Origin of the sequence: Streptomyces adustus (assembly GCF_009377175.1) — a bacterium.
GTDB lineage: Bacteria > Actinomycetota > Actinomycetes > Streptomycetales > Streptomycetaceae > Streptomyces > Streptomyces adustus.
Map to the genome: position 1 here is coordinate 1 of NZ_VJZD01000078.1, position 16,178 is coordinate 16,178.

15 protein-coding genes are annotated in these 16,178 nt (G+C 70.6%); 7 read left to right on the forward strand and 8 right to left on the reverse strand.

Annotation, left to right across the window (positions count from 1 at the left end; all coding sequences use genetic code 11):
• Nucleotides 1-33 precede the first annotated feature (33 nt).
• Nucleotides 34-834, forward strand: a complete 801-nt coding sequence (locus FNH09_RS20305; protein ID WP_152890004.1) for a 3-hydroxybutyrate dehydrogenase — start codon at nucleotides 34-36, stop codon at nucleotides 832-834.
• Nucleotides 835-910: 76 nt separating this feature from the next.
• Complete coding sequence (locus tag FNH09_RS20310; RefSeq protein WP_152890006.1) at nucleotides 911-2,848, forward strand: helix-turn-helix domain-containing protein; 1,938 nt, start codon at nucleotides 911-913, stop codon at nucleotides 2,846-2,848.
• Nucleotides 2,849-2,914: 66 nt separating this feature from the next.
• Here the strand turns inward: FNH09_RS20310 and FNH09_RS20315 are convergent, their stop codons facing one another.
• Together FNH09_RS20315 and FNH09_RS20320 are read right to left on the reverse strand one after the other, a co-directional pair.
• Nucleotides 2,915-4,300, reverse strand: a complete 1,386-nt coding sequence (locus tag FNH09_RS20315; RefSeq protein WP_152890008.1) for an MFS transporter — start codon at nucleotides 4,298-4,300, stop codon at nucleotides 2,915-2,917.
• A 309-nt stretch (nucleotides 4,301-4,609) separates the two neighbouring features.
• Nucleotides 4,610-4,990: a hypothetical protein gene (locus tag FNH09_RS20320; RefSeq protein WP_152890010.1), complete on the reverse strand. Its 381-nt coding sequence runs from the start codon at nucleotides 4,988-4,990 to the stop codon at nucleotides 4,610-4,612.
• Between the two features lie 395 nt (nucleotides 4,991-5,385).
• On the opposite strand from FNH09_RS20320, the gene FNH09_RS20325 reads away from it, so the two are divergent.
• Nucleotides 5,386-5,946 (forward strand): hypothetical protein, encoded by a 561-nt coding sequence (locus FNH09_RS20325; RefSeq protein ID WP_152890012.1) that lies wholly within the window; start codon nucleotides 5,386-5,388, stop codon nucleotides 5,944-5,946.
• Nucleotides 5,947-6,071: 125 nt separating this feature from the next.
• On the opposite strand, the gene FNH09_RS20330 is transcribed toward FNH09_RS20325, so the two are convergent.
• Nucleotides 6,072-6,986 carry a serine/threonine-protein kinase gene (locus tag FNH09_RS20330; protein WP_152890014.1) on the reverse strand — a complete coding sequence of 305 codons (915 nt, stop codon included), beginning with the start codon at nucleotides 6,984-6,986 and terminating at the stop codon, nucleotides 6,072-6,074.
• A gap of 90 nt (nucleotides 6,987-7,076) precedes the next feature.
• On the opposite strand from FNH09_RS20330, the gene FNH09_RS20335 reads away from it, so the two are divergent.
• The 3 genes from FNH09_RS20335 (at nucleotide 7,077) to FNH09_RS20345 (ending at nucleotide 9,251) form a co-directional block, all read left to right on the forward strand.
• Nucleotides 7,077-7,622 carry an RNA polymerase sigma factor gene (locus FNH09_RS20335; RefSeq protein WP_338017622.1) on the forward strand — a complete coding sequence of 182 codons (546 nt, stop codon included), beginning with the start codon at nucleotides 7,077-7,079 and terminating at the stop codon, nucleotides 7,620-7,622.
• 60 nt (nucleotides 7,623-7,682) lie between these two features.
• Nucleotides 7,683-8,420, forward strand: a complete 738-nt coding sequence (locus FNH09_RS20340) for a hypothetical protein (protein WP_152890016.1) — start codon at nucleotides 7,683-7,685, stop codon at nucleotides 8,418-8,420.
• A gap of 138 nt (nucleotides 8,421-8,558) precedes the next feature.
• Nucleotides 8,559-9,251 carry a hypothetical protein gene (locus tag FNH09_RS20345; RefSeq protein ID WP_152890018.1) on the forward strand — a complete coding sequence of 231 codons (693 nt, stop codon included), beginning with the start codon at nucleotides 8,559-8,561 and terminating at the stop codon, nucleotides 9,249-9,251.
• 106 nt (nucleotides 9,252-9,357) lie between these two features.
• On the opposite strand, the gene FNH09_RS20350 is transcribed toward FNH09_RS20345, so the two are convergent.
• The 5 genes from FNH09_RS20350 to FNH09_RS20370 all read right to left on the reverse strand — a co-directional run bounded on the left by FNH09_RS20350 (nucleotide 9,358) and on the right by FNH09_RS20370 (nucleotide 15,043).
• Nucleotides 9,358-10,137, reverse strand: a complete 780-nt coding sequence (locus FNH09_RS20350; RefSeq protein ID WP_152890020.1) for a crotonase/enoyl-CoA hydratase family protein — start codon at nucleotides 10,135-10,137, stop codon at nucleotides 9,358-9,360.
• 76 nt (nucleotides 10,138-10,213) lie between these two features.
• Nucleotides 10,214-11,437, reverse strand: coding sequence for an RNA-guided endonuclease InsQ/TnpB family protein (locus tag FNH09_RS20355; protein WP_152890022.1), 1,224 nt, complete (start codon nucleotides 11,435-11,437; stop codon nucleotides 10,214-10,216).
• Nucleotides 11,438-11,753: 316 nt separating this feature from the next.
• Nucleotides 11,754-13,037 (reverse strand): cytochrome P450 family protein, encoded by a 1,284-nt coding sequence (locus FNH09_RS20360; protein ID WP_152890024.1) that lies wholly within the window; start codon nucleotides 13,035-13,037, stop codon nucleotides 11,754-11,756.
• An 83-nt stretch (nucleotides 13,038-13,120) separates the two neighbouring features.
• Nucleotides 13,121-14,341: a metallophosphoesterase gene (locus FNH09_RS20365; protein ID WP_152890026.1), complete on the reverse strand. Its 1,221-nt coding sequence runs from the start codon at nucleotides 14,339-14,341 to the stop codon at nucleotides 13,121-13,123.
• A 102-nt stretch (nucleotides 14,342-14,443) separates the two neighbouring features.
• Nucleotides 14,444-15,043: a hypothetical protein gene (locus FNH09_RS20370; RefSeq protein WP_152890028.1), complete on the reverse strand. Its 600-nt coding sequence runs from the start codon at nucleotides 15,041-15,043 to the stop codon at nucleotides 14,444-14,446.
• A gap of 587 nt (nucleotides 15,044-15,630) precedes the next feature.
• Here FNH09_RS20370 and FNH09_RS20375 point away from each other — a divergent pair.
• Nucleotides 15,631-15,966, forward strand: coding sequence for a DUF5132 domain-containing protein (locus FNH09_RS20375; RefSeq protein WP_152890030.1), 336 nt, complete (start codon nucleotides 15,631-15,633; stop codon nucleotides 15,964-15,966).
• Nucleotides 15,967-16,178: the final 212 nt, after the last annotated feature.

Sequence of the window (16,178 nt, forward strand, 5' to 3'; positions counted from 1 at the left end):
GGGCGGGGTGGGGTGGCTGCCTAGGGTCGGGGCATGACCGCGCCCAGTGCCCTCCCCGTTCCGCCCGCCGTCCCGCTCGACCTCGACGGCCGCACCGCCCTGGTCACCGGCGCCGCCGGCGGCATCGGCAGCGCCTGCGTCCTGCGACTGGCCGCAGCCGGCGCCAAGGTGAGAGCGGTCGACCGGGACGTCCGGGGCCTGGAGGCACTCGCCGAACGGGCCGTGCACCTGCCGGGCGCCGTCGAGCCGCGGGCCCTCGACCTCACCGACCTGGACACCGCCGAACTCGCCGCCGCGGGCACCGACATCCTGGTCAACAACGCCGGGCTGCAAATGGTCCGGCCCATCGAGGAATTCCCGCCGGACGTCTTCCACACGGTGCTCACCGTGATGCTGGAGGCACCGTTCCGGCTCATCCGCGGCGCCCTGCCGCACATGTACGGGCAGGGCTGGGGCCGCATCGTCAACGTGTCCTCGGTGCACGGACTGCGGGCCTCGCCCTACAAGGCCGCCTACGTCGCCGCCAAGCACGGCCTGGAGGGGCTGTCCAAGACGGCCGCGCTCGAAGGCGCCGCGCACGGCGTCACCTCGAACTGCGTGAACCCCGCCTATGTGCGCACCCCGCTGGTCGAGAAGCAGCTCAGTGATCAGTCGAGGGCGCACGGGATCTCCGAGGAGCGCGTGCTGTCCGAGGTGCTCCTGAAGGACAGCGCGGTCAAACGGCTCATCGAACCGGCGGAGGTCGCCGCGGCGGTGGCCTATCTGTGCAGCCCGGGGGCGTCGTTCGTGACCGGCACGTCGCTGGTGCTGGACGGTGGCTGGACCGCGCACTGAGCCGGCCCGTGCCGCCGTGCGCCGCAGTTGTCCACAGGCCTGACGCCGCGGCCGGGCGATGGGGGATCCTGTGACCATGTCCCGCGATCATGTGCAGTCGGTCGAGCGTTCCGCCCGCGAGGCCGAGCCCTCGCCCCACGCGGCCGAGGCGCCGTTCCTGGAGCTCCTGGCCCGGGGCGCGGCCGTCGACGCCTACGAGGAGCCGGTGCTGCTGGCCCGCGCCGAGGCGCAGCCGGCCGCACGGATCGCGGCGCTCGAACATGCCAAGCTGCTCGCCCTGCGCGTGCGCTCGGAGCTGGAGGGACGGCGCCGGCGCGAGGCCGAGCTCTCCGCGTTGTTCGAGACCGCGCACGACCTGGCCGGACTCAGGGACCTCGACGCCGTCCTCCCGGCGATCGTCCAGCGCGCCCGGTCGCTGCTCGGCACGGACGTCGCGTACCTCAGCCTTCATGACGCGGCCCGGGGCGACACCTACATGCGGGTGACCGAGGGCTCGGTCGCGGCCCGCTTCCAACAGTTGCGCCTGGGGATGGGCGAGGGCCTCGGCGGCCTCGTCGCGCAGACGGCCCGTCCCTACGTCACCGACGACTACTTCCGGGACGGCCGCTTCCAGCACACCACCACGATCGACGCGGGCGTCCAGGACGAGGGCCTGGTCGCCATCCTCGGCGTACCCCTGATGCTGGGTCCGCAGGTCATCGGGGTGCTCTTCGCCGCGGACCGCCGGGCCAGGGTCTTCGAGCGGGAGCAGATCGCGCTGCTCGGCTCCTTCGCCGCCCTCGCCGCGGCGGCCATCGACACCGCCAACCTGCTCACCGAGACCCGCTCCGCCCTGGCCGGCCTGGAGCGGGCCAACGAGATCATCCAGGACCGCAGCGCCGTCATCGAACGCGCCTCGGACATCCACGACCGGCTCGCCGAACTCGTCCTGCGCGGCGGCGGGGTGCACGACGTGGCCGCCGCCGTCGCCGAGGTCCTCGACGGCACGGTCGAGTTCACCGAGTCCGCCCACACGCCGGCCCCGGCCCTGGAGGCGTCCCGCGCCGAAGGACACGCCGTACGGTACGGCACGGACTGGATCGCCGCCGTGACCGCGGGCGGCGAACTGCTCGGCGCCCTGGTGCTGCGCGGCCACCCGCACCTCGACCCGGTCGACCAGCGCACCCTGGAACGCGCGGCGATGGTCACCTCCCTGCTGCTGCTCGCCCGACGTTCCGCCGCCGAGGCCGAACAACGGGTGCGCGGCGAACTCCTCGACGACCTGCTGGACGCCCGTGACCGCGACGCGCGCCTGCTGCGGGAACGTGCCACGCGGCTGCATGCCGACCTCGACGCCACCCATGTCGTGCTCGCCGCCCGCCTCGACGCCCCCGCGGTCGACGCCGACCAGGAGGCGGCCGCCCGTCGGCGTCTGTGGTCGGCGGCCTCGCACCTCGCCGCCACCCGTCGCGGGCTGGCCGCCGCCCGCGACGGCGGCACCGTACTGCTGCTGCCCCTCGTCCGCGGCGACAGCGTCACCGACCTCGCCCGGCGCACCGCCCGGCACCTGGGCACGGCCGTCCACGAGGCGGTCACCGTCGGCGCCTCCGCCGCGGTGGACGACCTCGCCGCCCGCCCGGACGCCGTGGCGGCGGCCTACGTGGAGGCACGACGCTGCCTCGACGCCCTCCGGATCCTGGGCCGCACCGGAGACGGCGCGGCCGCCGACGACTTCGGGTTCCTCGGCCTGCTCCTGGCCGGCGACCGGGACATAGCCGGCTTCGTCGACCGCACCGTCGGCCAGGTGGTGGCGTACGACGAGCGCCGCGGCACCGATCTGCTGCACACCCTGGACGCCTACTTCGCCTGTGGGATGAGCCCGGCCCGCACCAAGGACGAGCTGCACGTCCATGTGAACACGGTCGCCCAACGCCTGGAGCGTGTCGGCCGGTTGCTCGGCGACGACTGGCAGAGCCCGGCCCGCGTCCTGGAGATCCAACTCGCCCTGCGCCTGCACCGGCTGTCGGCGGCGTGACGCCGCTGACCCCGCACGCAGGGCGCGCGGGGTCAGGGAACGGACGGGAACCGGTGGCTCCGTGGCTCAGGCGATACGCGCGTCCGCCGCCGGTGCCGAAACGGCCTCGGCACCGGCCTCGGCCGAGACGTCCGCGAGGTCGCGCAGCCGGGTCTCCTTCGCCGCCAGCACGGCGACCACCGTCAGGACGGCCGCGGCGATCACGTACAGGGCGATCGGAGTGGAACTGCCGTAGTCGGACAGCAGCGCGGTGGCGATGAGCGGCGCCGGCGCGCCCGCGGCGACGGAGGCGAACTGGGCGCCCATGGAGGCACCGGAGTAACGCATCCGGGTCGCGAACATCTCGGAGAAGAACGCGGCCTGCGGCGCGTACATCGCCCCGTGCAGCACCAGTCCCACCGTCACCGCGAGGATCAGATTGCCGAATCCACCGGTGTCGATGAGCGAGAAGAACGGGAACATCCACAGTCCGACCCCGACCGCACCCAGCAGATACACCGGCCGTCGGCCCACCCGGTCCGACAGCGCGCCCCACGCCGGGATCACCGCGAAGTGCACGGCCGACGCGATCAGCACCGCGTTGAGCGCGGTCTGCTTGGAGACACCGGCCGAGGTGGTGGCGTAGACGAGGATGAAGGCGGTGATGACGTAGTAGCTGATGTTCTCCGCCATGCGCGCGCCCATCGCCACCAGGATGTCGCGCCAGTGGTGCCGCAGCACCGACACCAGCGGCAGCCGCTCGGCCACCTCGGCCTGCGTGGCCTTGCGCGCCTCGGCCCGGGCCAGCGCCTCCTTGAAGACCGGCGATTCGTCGACGGACAGCCGGATCCACAGACCGACGACCACCAGCACCCCGGACAGCAGGAAGGGGATGCGCCAGCCCCAGCTGCCGAACGCGTCGTCCGACAGCACGGCGGTCAGCAGCGACAGCACGCCGGTCGCCAGGAGCTGCCCCGCGGGAGCCCCGGTCTGCGGCCACGAGGCCCAGAACCCGCGCCGCCGCGCGTCGCCGTGCTCGGACACCAGCAGCACGGCGCCGCCCCACTCGCCGCCCAGCGCGAACCCCTGCACCAGACGCAGCGCGGTCAGCAGCACCGGGGCGGCCGCCCCGACACTTGCGTGCGTCGGGAGCAGCCCGATCGCGAAGGTGGCCCCGCCCATCAGCAGCAGGCTCAGCACCAGCAGCTTCTTGCGGCCGAGCCGGTCCCCGTAGTGCCCGAACACCAGCGCGCCGAGCGGCCGGGCGGCGAACCCGACGGCGTACGTCAGGAACGACAGCAGGGTGCCGACCAGCGGATCGGAGTCGGGAAAGAACAGCTTGTTGAAGACGAGCGCGGCGGCGGAGCCGTAGAGGAAGAAGTCGTACCACTCGATGGTGGTGCCGATGAGGCTGGCGGCGACGATGCGCTTGAGGTTGCCGGGTGTCGGGGGAGCGGATGCTGCTGAGGCCATGTGCGCCACTTCCTCGTGTGCGGTGGGGACGGGTACGTGTCGGCACACCGTAGGAAGCGCCAGGTCGGGCGCACATGTGGTGGGGCTACATAGTTTGGGCGTTGACTGTGCGCGCTGCCACCATGCGGGCCAGCGCCCGCTCACAGAAGGGCGGTTCAGGGACTCGAGGGTGATCGAAATGAGTACTGCCCGGGACCCGCAGTTCGGGGTGGTTCGACGGTGCGGTGCTGACTGCCGTGCTGGTTCGGTGCTGACCAAAAGCCCACGTCATCACCCGTGGTCACCCCTCCCGTGCTGACTTGGTGCTGACTACGTTCCGTTGAACTCGGACATCCGGGGGGTCTGCTGCAGGTTCGGGTGACAGGTTGACCTGCCCCACGTCCGGGGTCCGGTTCTGGTGGCTGTCTGACAGTCCTTCACGGAAGGCTGGCAGTTATGCCTCGTCCCTATCCTCCGGATTTCCGGGCGCGTGCCGTCGCGCCGCTCCGCGCGCAGCACCTTGACCGCCGCGCTTTCGCTGTGGGTGTTCCGGCCGAGATACACGACGGCCTGCCGGCCGGCACCGATCCGGCCGAGCAGTTCGAAGCCACCGATGGAGACGGGATCCGCCGCCTCCAGCGGTGCGGGGCCGACCGGGGCCGGCACGTTCTGCTGTTCTGTCTGCTCCTGGGAGCCCTGGGAGTTCGCCATGCCGTTGACCTTTCCGCACCCGCCGGGGCCGCCGGGACAACTCCGGAGGCCGTTTCCGAAAGTCGGTTAAACAGCAGTTCAGAGCCCTGTCCGGAGCCTCCGGTCTCGGACGCGTGGGTCACCGGAGACCTGGGCCGAGGGTGCGCCGCCCCGGTCCGCTCGTTCCCCTCTGCCGCGCGACGGCAGGCCCCTGTCCCGAGACGGTGGCGGTACTGCTGTCCGCGGGGGCCGATCCGGTGGGAGCGGCACGCCGGGCGCCCGGTCGGCGGGTCCACAGTGCGACTGCGGCCCGTACTGACTCGTGCCCGCTGATCACCGAACCGTGCGAAGGCACCGGCGTCCAGGTGGTCCGTCCCCACCGGCTACGCTTCGGTCCGTTGATCGCAGGGGGAGACATGTTCAGCAGGAGACTCGTGGTGGCCGCGGTGACGGCGGTTCTGATAGCCGGGCTCGGCGCGTGTGGTCGTGGGGCTGACGTGGCCGATCAGGGCACGGAGCGTTCGGTGGACGTCGGCCAGGACGGCGGGAGCCTCCCTGCGGCGACTCGGCCGGACACGGACCCCACGAAGGACGCGAGCGTCTTCGGCCTCCTGGACGAGTTCCGCCATCTCTCCGCCAAGACCGGCCGGGCCACCCGGCCGCACATGGTCAAGAAGTGCACCACGACCACGGAGCGGGTCAAGCACACGAAGAGCACCGGGTCGGGCGCCAAGCGATCCACCCGCACCTGGTACTCCACCGAGAAGTCCAAGGACTGCAAGCAGGTGCGCAGCGGAACCGAGACGTACACGCGCGTCGTCCGGCCGGAGCGGTGGTGCGTGAGCCTGGACGACGTCGGCGGCGACGCGGCGCGGGACGACGTCTGGTACCGGGTCAGCAGCGCGACGTACCACGAGGCCGTCGGCGCGGACAAGCACGCCCGCATGGAGTTCACCCCCACAGGCAGCGACTGCTGACCGGGACACGGGACACGGAACGCGGGACAGGGCCCAGGTCAGGGCTGCGGACCCGTGCCGACCCCTGAGGCGGCCGGAGGGGTTCCCGGTCGGCATGGTCCGGGTTGAGTCGGCATGGTCCGGGTTCAGCGGACCAGCCAGGTCGCCGTCGCCGTCGCCAGGTACAGGGCGACCGCCGAAAGCCAGATCACCAGGTGTGTCGGCCGTGAAGACCCGGCCGGAGCCCCCTCCCGTCCTTCCCGTGACAGCAGCGCGTCCGCGAACGCCCGCGCCGTACGCGGTCGGTCCTCGGGGTCCATGGACAGCGCGGTACGAAGCAGTGCGTCGATGCCGTCCGGAACACCCGGCTCCCTGGGGATCGTCGGCAGCGAGGACGAAGATTTCGATGCCCGCTGTGTCATGAGGGTCAGGGGACCGGCCGGGCCGAACGGCTTTCGGCCGGTGAGCAGTTCGTACGTCACGACACCGAGGGCGTAGACGTCGGCTCGACCGTCGAACCCGCCGGTCCCGTAGGCCTGCTCGGGCGCCATGTACGCGGGAGTGCCGGTAGTCACGGTCAACCCCGAGGCGTCGGCGAGTTGCTTGGCGCTGCCGAGGTCTGCCACGACGACGGCAGTGGGCGTGCGGCCCGCGTCGAGCAGGAGGTTCGACGGCTTGATGTCGCGGTGGACGACGCCTGCGTCATGAAGTGCCTGAACCGCGTATCCGGCCTCGGCCGCCAGGTGGAGTGCCTCGGCGGGACGGCAGTGACCGATTCGCTCGGCCAGCGTGCCGCCTCGGACGTAGTCCATGACGAAGTAGGGCCGATCGTCCTGGACACCGACGTCGTGGACTCGTACGACCCGTGGGCTGGAGATCCTGCGGAGCAGCCTCGCCTCCGCCAGGAATCGTTCTCGTACGTCGGCATTCGATGCCCAGTTGTCGGCCAGCACTTTGACCGCGACGTCCGTGTCGAACTCGGGATCGTATGCCCGCCAGACGGTGGCGAACGACCCGGCTCCCAGTCTGTCCTCGAGGAGGTAACGGCCCAGCTTCTGCATGTGGCACCATTCTGCCCGAGGTGTCGGGGGCTCTGAACTCCGGTGTGGCTACGGGGGACTTGAGGTCGGCCCAGAACGGAAGACGGCACGGTGATCGAAGAAGACGAGCTGGCCGGGCTCGTGACGTCCGCGCAGGCGGGTGACCGGGCGTCCATGGACCGCCTCCTCGTCAGGCTCCGTCCCAGGGTCATGCGCCGCTGTTCCAGGCTTCTTCCGCACCACGCCGACGCCGAAGAGGCCGCCCAGGACGCTCTGCTCTCCATCAGCACACATCTGCACGAGTACGGCGGGCGGGGCTCGTTCCTCGGGTGGGTGACGGTGATCGCCTCGAACGCCGCCAGGTCCACGTATCGCTCGATGCGCCGGCGCGCGGAGGACAGTCATGCGGTCCTTCCCGAGGGTGTCGACCCTCGAACGACAAGCGTCATCGCGGGGACGCGTCTGGATCTCTTGGAGTCGCTGGCCGCGCTGGAGGAGCGGCATCCGGCCCTGGTGGAATCCTTCGTGCTCCGCGATCTCGGCGACCTGACCTACCTTCAGGTCGCCGAGATCACCGGCGCTCCCCTGGGCACGGTCAAGGACCGCATTCACCAGGCTCGCCGCTTCATGCGGGACCGCCTTGGCGCCGGTTCCTGAGGCATCCCAACTTCCCACTCCAACCCGCATCGGCTCGACCAGGAGCCAGGAGGTGCAGTCGTGCGAGCTCGGACGATCGTCGTCATCCTGGCGACAGCCGTCGGGCTCGGCCTGCTGACCGGCCGTTTCGTCCTGCCTGCTCGCTCGGCTCCGACAGCGGCATCCGGCGCTGCGCCGTCCTCGCCGGGGAGCGGCTCTCCTGCGCCGAAGCCCGCCAGCGGGCCCGTGACCGACCGTCATCTGCTGTCGGCGGCCGAGTTCGAGAAGGTCGGGTTCACCCGGCGCATCCGCGTGCGGGACCGTGTCGGGGACGGCCACTACGCCAACGCGGCCTGCGCCGGGGAGAAGACCCTCGAACAGACCTTGGGAGAGGAGAACGCGCACTTCCGCGATCTGGTGACGACCGGGAAAACGGTCGACAGCGATCCCGCGCCGGCGGTCGACGTCGAGGACGACGTCGCGCACGAAGTCGCCGCCGAGGCCGGAACCCCTGCTCTGGCCCGTAACTACACCCAGCGCCTCCTGCTGGAGGAGGTGCCTTGTCAGGAGGCGGTACCCACTCACTGGGTCTACGGGCCGACGCACACGATCGATGTCACTGCGGGCATCACCGCGAGCTGGCTGGGTACGTACGACGGCGACCTGAACACCACGGGAACCGCACCACGGGGCAAGGAGCCGTGTGGAGGTATCGCCTTCCTCCGGAACGGCTCGCACTACGGTGTTCTGGAGGTCGACGCCTGCCTGGACACGGCTGCGATGACGCATATCGTCCGTGCGGCGGTGACCCGGCTGTGAGGCGATCCCGACCGCGCCGGCAGAGGTGACGTGGATCACGCCGATCGTGGCAGGCCGCCATCCAACATCTGCCGCACGCGCTGCATCTCATGGGTGTACGGGGACGCACAACAGCGTCGTGACCACACAGGGGATGACATGTTCGACAACCAGGCAACCGGCAAGAAGTTCTCGCGTCGCGGTCGTACCGCAGCAGTCGCAGCCTCCATCGGTGGCGCCCTGCTCGCCGTCGGTATCGGTATCACTCCCGCCGTCGCGCACGCGAGCTCGTCGAGCCGGCCGGCCACCCCCCCGACCGCCGGGAGCGCCGCGCCCGGCCTCGGTTCCGACAACCTGATCCAGAGCGACGACTTCTTCCAGCAGGGCCTGATCCCGGTCGGCGCGACGGTGGACCTGACCGGGAAGCAGGCTCTCTCGGCGTGCTCCGGGGAGACGACGATGCGAGCGCTCACCAAGGGGAGCGCGGGCGCCTACGCCGACGTGACCTGGACCTTCGACACCAGCGGCTCCCTGCTCACCGAAGCCGTCGCGGACGGCTCCACCGACGCGTCGGCGGTGTCCTACGAGAACCAGCTGAACAAGGTGGTGCGCGGTTGCCGGAACGAGCCGTCCGGCCACTGGTACTACGGCCAGGGACACGCGATCACCGTCCCGGCGGGCGAGGGCAATTGGTACCCGGCCTTCACCGGCGACGGCAAGGTCTCCGGTGGCGTCGCGGTGATCCGTAGTGGTCACAGATTCGGCATCGTCGAACTCACCGGTCAGCCCAGCGACGACCCCGCATACATGAAGGGTATGGCCGCCGCCGCGATCAACCGGCTGGCCGACTGACCTCCGCGCCACGGCGCACTTCCTGCGGTCTCCCACCCTTCCTCGCGGCGTGCAACGGCGAGGAAGGGTGGGAGACCCTGTTGTTGGTGCGGGTGCAGACCGTGGTCTACAGGCTCGCCCCGCGGGTTGTCCTCTGGGTGAACCGGCGTGCGCCGGCGGCTGCCTGAGGAGATGTCATCAGCTGCTTGCTGATGGGGTCCTGGAGGATGAAGGCCGTGGGCTCGTCGTGGCCCCGCGTGCTGTGGACGATGCGTTTGACGGTGGTGACCGCGTCGGAGGTGTGACGGCTGATCCGTTCGGCCAGTTCGAGGGCCGCGGTGACCGCCTGGCCGTCGGGGACCAGCCGGTTGATCAGCCCGTGGTGTTCGGCACGGAACGCGGGCAGTCGATCGCCGGTGAGCAGCAGTTCCATGGCGAGGTGATAGGGCAGGCGGCCCGGCAGCCGGATCGCCCCGCCTTCTGAGGCGACCAGGCCGCGGGCGACCTCCGGCAGGCCGAAGAACGCCGACTCGCCGGCGACGATCAGGTCGCAGGCCAGGGCGAGTTCGAAGCCACCGGCCACCGCGGCGCCCTCGACCGCCGCGATCAGCGGGGTGCTCCGACGCGAGCGCGTCAGCCCTGCCAGGCCGCGTTCCGCGACGGTGGGGATGCCGTGTTCGGGGAACGCCTTGAGGTCCATGCCGGAGCAGAAGTGGCCGCCGGCTCCGGTCAGGATCCCGGCGCGCAGTCGCTCGTCGTCGTCCAGCGCGGACAGGGCAGCGTCCAAGGCGGTGGCCGTCGGCGCGTCGATGGCGTTGCGGACCGTGGGCCGATTCAGGGTGATGACGAGGGCGGTGCCGCGGACCTCGGTGAGCACCGGGTCGCCGACGTCGGGGGAGTGATGCATCGTTTCCGTCTCTCATTGACTTGCTCCTTGGGCTGAAGCCCGAGGATTCTGGCCTTCTCCGCCGGACGCTGCGCCGCTATGCGGCACGGCTTGCGGTGGAGATTCCGTGGCTTCCTGTTTCTTCGCGCTGTGCCGGGATTGCTCCTGGTCTTATCGGCGCTCGGCAGGCTGTTGCCGCCAGTCCGGCGGCCGTTTTGATGTTGAGTGCGGCGTTGTGGTCGCGGTCGTGGAGGGTGCCGCAGGCGGTGCAGGTCCATTCCCGGACGTTGAGGGGTTTGGGTCCGTCCTTGACGCCGCAGGTGGAGCAAGTCTGAGAGGTGGGCTCAAAGCGGCCGATCTCGACCAGGGTGCGGCCGTACCGTGCTGCCTTGTATTCCAGCATGCTGAGGAACGATGCCCATCCGGCGTCGTGCACGGACTTGGCCAGCCTGGTGCGCGCCAGTCCCGCCACCGCCAGGTCCTCCACAGCGATCCCTTGGTTCTCGGAGATCAGCTTCGTGGACAGCTGGTGGTGGAATTCGCGGCGTGCGTTGGCGACCTTGGCGTGGGCGCGGGCGACCTTGAGGCGGGCCTTGGCCCGGTTCCTGGATCCCTTCTGCTTGCGGGACAGCTCCCGCTGGGCCTTCTTCAGTTTCTTCTCCGCGCGCCGCAGGAATCGCGGGGAGTCGATCTTCGTGCCGTCGGACAGGACCGCGAAATGGGTGAGGCCGAGATCGATGCCGACCGTCTGGTCGGTGTCGGGCATCCGTGCCCGGTCGGTGGCGGGGTCGGTGTCGATGACGAAGGAGGCGAAGTACCGTCCGGCCGCATCCTTGATCACGGTGACCGAGGAAGGGGCGGTGGGCAGGGCGCGGGACCACTTCACCTTCACCGCGCCGACCTTCGGCAGGTTCAGCCTCCCGGAATCGGTGATGCTCCAGCGGGCGTTGGCGGTGAACCGGATCGAATACCGGTTGTCCTTGCGGGACTTGAACCGAGGCGGGCCGATCCTGGGTCCCTTGCGGGTGCCCTTGAGGGAGGCGAAAAAGTTTCGGTATGCGGTATCGGCGTCGCGCAGGGACTGCTGGAGCACCACCGCGGAGACCTCACCCAGCCAGGACCGTTGTGCCGTCCGTTTGGCGTCGGTGATCAGGCGCGTGGACAGCTCACCGGCCTTCGGGAACGGCAGCCCGGCCTTGCGGGCGTCCTCACGGGCGCGGACCGCGTCGTTGAACACGACGCGGGCGCACCCGAACGCCTTTGCCAACGCCGTTTGCTGGCCGGTGTCCGGGTACAGACGGAACCTGTACCTCAGCCGCATGACCGCCACCCTACGTACTCGAGCAGAGGATGATGTGCCGGAGACCGAAACCGGTCGGCACGGTGCTTTCGTGACGTATAGGCTCCTGGTCTTCGTTACTGAGGTCCGGCACGGGGTGTTCACCGATACCCGCGTGAGACCAATGGAGGCGGGCCGACAGGACATCGGACAGCAGAACACCGGCCGGTATGAGCACCGCCCGGCTTCGCTGGGACCAGCCCTGCCGACGCTCCGCGCCGCAGCCCGGAGGACTGCGGTGTCCGGCTCCGCCGGACCTGAATCCGCGACGCCCCACGTCACGACCATCGGATTCGGTTCACCGCCGGCCTGAAGGCCCATGCACTACGCATGAGTTCCGGTAGCGTTCCAGCGGCAGGGCGGCCAGTCCGCGCATGACGCGGGTGGGCCGCCAGGTCAGGGATTCGGCGGGGACGGCGAGACGGACCTGGCCGAGGCGTTCCAGCAGCAGCGGGAAGGCGATACGGGCCTCCAGGCGGGCCAGCGCGGCACCGATGCAGAAGTGCGGGCCCCGGCCGAAGGACAGGTGCTCGTTGGGCGTGCGGGTGAGGTCGAGGACATCGGGCTGGTCGAACTGCTCCGGATCGCGGTTCGCCGAGCCGATCAGCAGGCTGACCACGTCACCGGGCGGGATGGTGTGGCCCCCGGCCTCGACCCGTTCGGCGGTCACGCGGAAGGTGGCGTCGCGTACCGGTGCGTCGAAGCGCAGCAGCTCCTCGACCGCGAGGCCGATCAGGCCGGGTTCGGCGTCCAGCTGTTTGGCCTGCTCGGGGTGCTGGAGCAGGGCCAGCGTGCCGTTGCCGATCAGGTTGAGCGTGGTGTCGTGGCCCACCAGCAGCAACAGGTAGGCCGTGGACAGCAGTTCCTCCTCGGTCAGGGTGTCGCCGTGGTCGCGTGCGTGCACCAGCGCGCCGACGAGATCCGTCTCCGCGGTCGCGGAAGGTCCGGCGGCGCGTTTGTGCGCCACCAGCTCGGCGAGGAAGGCGTACAGGTCCCGGCCGGTGCGTTCCCGGCCCGCCGCCGTGGCGTGCGTGCCTGTGGGCATGACGGTCGCGAGCAGCACCTCGCGAAGCTCCGGGGTGTCCATGGCCCGAGGGACTCCGAGGATGCGGCAGATCACGGCGAAGGTGAGCGGCCCGGCGAAGTCCCCGATCAGCTCGACCCGGCGCCGGCCCTCCAGCCGGTCCAGCAGCCGTGTCGCGGCGGTGCGGACGACCGGCTCCAGCGCGGTGACCCGGCGCGGGACGAACGCGGTGTTCACCAAGGCCCGCAACCGCGTGTGGTCGGGCGGATCGCTGTGCACCAGGTGCCAGTTCAGTCCTGGCGGTCCGGCGAAGTAGCCCGGCACCCGCTCCGGGCGCTTGCTCAGCCGGCCGTCGGCGATCAACGCGTCGACGTCCGCGTAGCGGGCGATCTGCCACACGGTCATCCCGTTGGTCTTCCGCTCGGCCGAAACCGGCGCATGGCGCCGCAGCCAGGCGAAATACGGGTAGGGGTCGGCGACCCGCCGATCGAGCAACTGCTGTGGTGGCCCGGTGAGGAGGTCCCGGGGAGTGGTCGGCACGGCGACCTCAACGATCAAGATCCGGGAAGGTGACGCCCGCTGCGCCACACCGGGCACCTCCGCCGTGCCTCGCGGCTCAGGGTGTGCCGGCCCGCCCGGTGCTACGACGAGGCGGGCGCGTGCGGGGAGCGCAGTACGAGCAGGGTGATCTCGCTGGGGGCGAAGACCCGGAACGGCGGGCCCCAGAAGCCGGTGCCGCGGCTGGTGTAGAGCAGGGTGCGGGCGCCGTGCCGGCTGAGCCCGGCGACGGCGGGCTGGTCGATGCGGACCAAGTAGTGGAAGGGCCAGATCTGGCCGCCGTGGGTGTGGCCGGAGAGCTGGAGGTCGATGCCGTCGGCCGCCGCCCGGTCGACGAACTTGGGCTGGTGCGCCAGCAGCAGGACGGGCAGGTCGGGGTCGGCGCCGTCCAGGGCTCCGGCGAGGTGGGCGCGGTGGCCCGCCAGGCCGGAGGACTCGGCGGTGACGTCGTCCACGCCCGCGACCACCAGGGTGTCGCCGCCGCGTTCGAGCAGCAGATGGCGGTTGCGCAGCGGTTCCCAGCCCAGCTCGTCCATCAGGTCGACCCAGCCCTGGGCCTCGCTGTAGTACTCGTGGTTGCCGGTGACGTACACGCGGGCCCGGGTGGCCTGCACGGTGCCGAGCGGGAGTGCCTGGGCGCGACGGCGTTCGGCCGTGCCGTCCGCGATGTCGCCGGTGTGGCAGACCAGGTCGGCCTCCAGGGTGTTCACCGTCTCGCACACCCGCTCCGACCAGCGGGCGCGATCGAGCGGGCCGTAGTGGGTGTCGGTGATGAGGGCGACGCGCAGGCCGTCCAACCCGGCGCCCAGCCGCGGGAGTTCGACGTCGAGCTCGCGCACGCGGGGTATCCGGCGGGCCTCGGTGTACCCCCAGCCGAGCAGGACGGCGGTCACACCGAGGACGGCCCAGGTGACGATGCGGGCCCGGTCCTGGCTCTCGCCGACCCCGGCGACGGTCAGGGCGAGCCGCAACAGGACGCCGAGGAGCACGGACCAGGTGAACAGGATCCAGCTGCCGCCCAGCAGGGTGTCACCGACGATCGCCGCCCGGTCCTGCTGGCGCCTGCCGTGGCCGCGCATCATCGCGAGCGGCAGGGTGACGAGGCCGAGGGCGAACAGGGCGGTGCCGACTGCGGTGACCGGCAGGGGCCAGTGCTGGCCGCCGTACAGGAGTACCCCGCAGGGCACGGCCCACAGCAGGACGGGGGCGATCAGGGGGATGTAGCGCATCAGGCGGTGCAGTCGGCTCGGCCGTGGCGCCTGCGCCTCACCGTCGGCGAGTCGGGTGTTGCCGGTGTCGGTCATGCTTCCCCTTCCTGACCGGGCTGCCGTCCCGCGCACCTTATCCGGTCGACCTGGGGCCGACCGGATCGGCCTTCACGCCCGGTGACAGGGGGGCATCCCGGCTCAGGACACCGACACCACCACGTTGAACCACGGAGTGCTCAGCGAGGACAGCGGCGACCTCAGCTTCTGCATGTCGACCCGGTAGGTCCCGGCCGGGAGCACCCCGCCGCCCGGGTACGGGGCCAGCGGGAGGTAGCGACCGTTGAGGGCGCCGGTCGCCTGGTCCCGCGTCCAGATCCCGGCGGAGGTGTGCAGCCAGGTCACCGGACCCCTGCTCAGCGACGGGTTCACGGCCGAACTCTGTGCGGAGTTGAGCCGGAAGGTGGCTCCGACCAGCGACGGCACCCGGGCGGCCCGGGTCAGGGTGAACGCGAAGTAGCGGTGGTTGTAGGGGAGTCCGGAGGTCAGCGGCGGACAGTCGACCGCGACGACCGTGCGCCCGGTGACGTTGCCGAGCTGCTTGGGGCTGCTGTACGAGCCGGCACCGGCGAGCCGACGGCAGTCGTACCGGTAGGTCGCGGCCGAGGCGTCGGGGGCGACGGCGCCGACGACCGCGAGGGCCGCCGCGACCCCCAGCCAGGTCACGGTCCGCCGGGTCCTGGTGCGGGGTCGGGTCTCGGGGTGGGTGGCGGGAATGGCGGCGGTACGGGCTCGGTCCATGGAGAGTCCCCCTCGTGCTCGTGCGGTCGCTCGGTCGCGGCGTCTCCCCGTCGGGCGTCGCCTCTCCCGGGCGCGCTCGCGAGGTGAGTCGGAGCATAGGCAGCCATGTACGGACTGTGAGGGGTCTGTGCGATAAGGCCCGTAATTGACCGAAGCGGCACTCGGTATGGCCGGGTGCGGTTGTGGTGGGCACCGGCGGCTTACCGAGTCCGGGCGGTGCTCGACGGAGCTGCCCGGGGGCGCCCCCTTCTCGTGGGGGCAGTGGGAAAACCCGATAGTCCTCAGAGTGAAGGGGAAATCGATCCAGTGGGGCGGTCGGTGAGTGCGCGTACGGTAATTTGTGTCGCCCGGTAACGTCAATGGCACTCGCATGAGTGAAACCGGTCTGGGCGATTTGGTCTCGAAGGACACGGCTCGGCTACGGTGATGGAAGAGCGAGTTCCGGATCCGTCGGTGAGGAATTGGCCTCGGCGGGGAAATCGTAAATTCCGAAGATCGGCGCTCCTGTTCGTCCAGTTGTGCGCCGCTCCGCCGTTCGCAGCGCCCGGAACGCCTGTCATATGTATGCGTGGAGAGAATGGAGCGTCATGCCCCCCGTAGTACCGCCCTTCCTGATCGGCCTCGTCGCCGCGCCACTGGCCAAGCGCCTCTTCAAGCCGTTGATGCGCGGACTCGTCAAGACGTCGGTGAGCATCGCCATGGAGGTGAAGAGGGCGACGCAGGAGGCCGGAGAGAACATCCAGGACCTTGCGGCCGAGGTGACCGCCGAGATGGTGGCGGCGCAGATCGCCGCCGGTGACGGTCATGGAGCCGCCGAGAGCAGGATCCCGAACGGCGCGAAGGGTGAGAGTGCCGCCCGACCCGAGGGTGAGGCGAGGACTCCGAAGATCCGTGCGACTGCGGGCGTCGGCAAGACGGACTGACGGTCTGACGGACTGACGGTCTGTCCGGCGCCCGGAGGTGCGGCCCGGGCGCGTATTCATGTCGGGCCCGAAGAAGCGCGCCCCAGTTGCAGTCGGCCGCGTACCTGCCGATCGCGTCACTTTCTCTGGAATTTCCATTCCGTCGCATTGATCCGTCGTGCTCGTGGCGGAATTTGCGACCTCCTAAACGGGTGATCGTACACATGTCATCT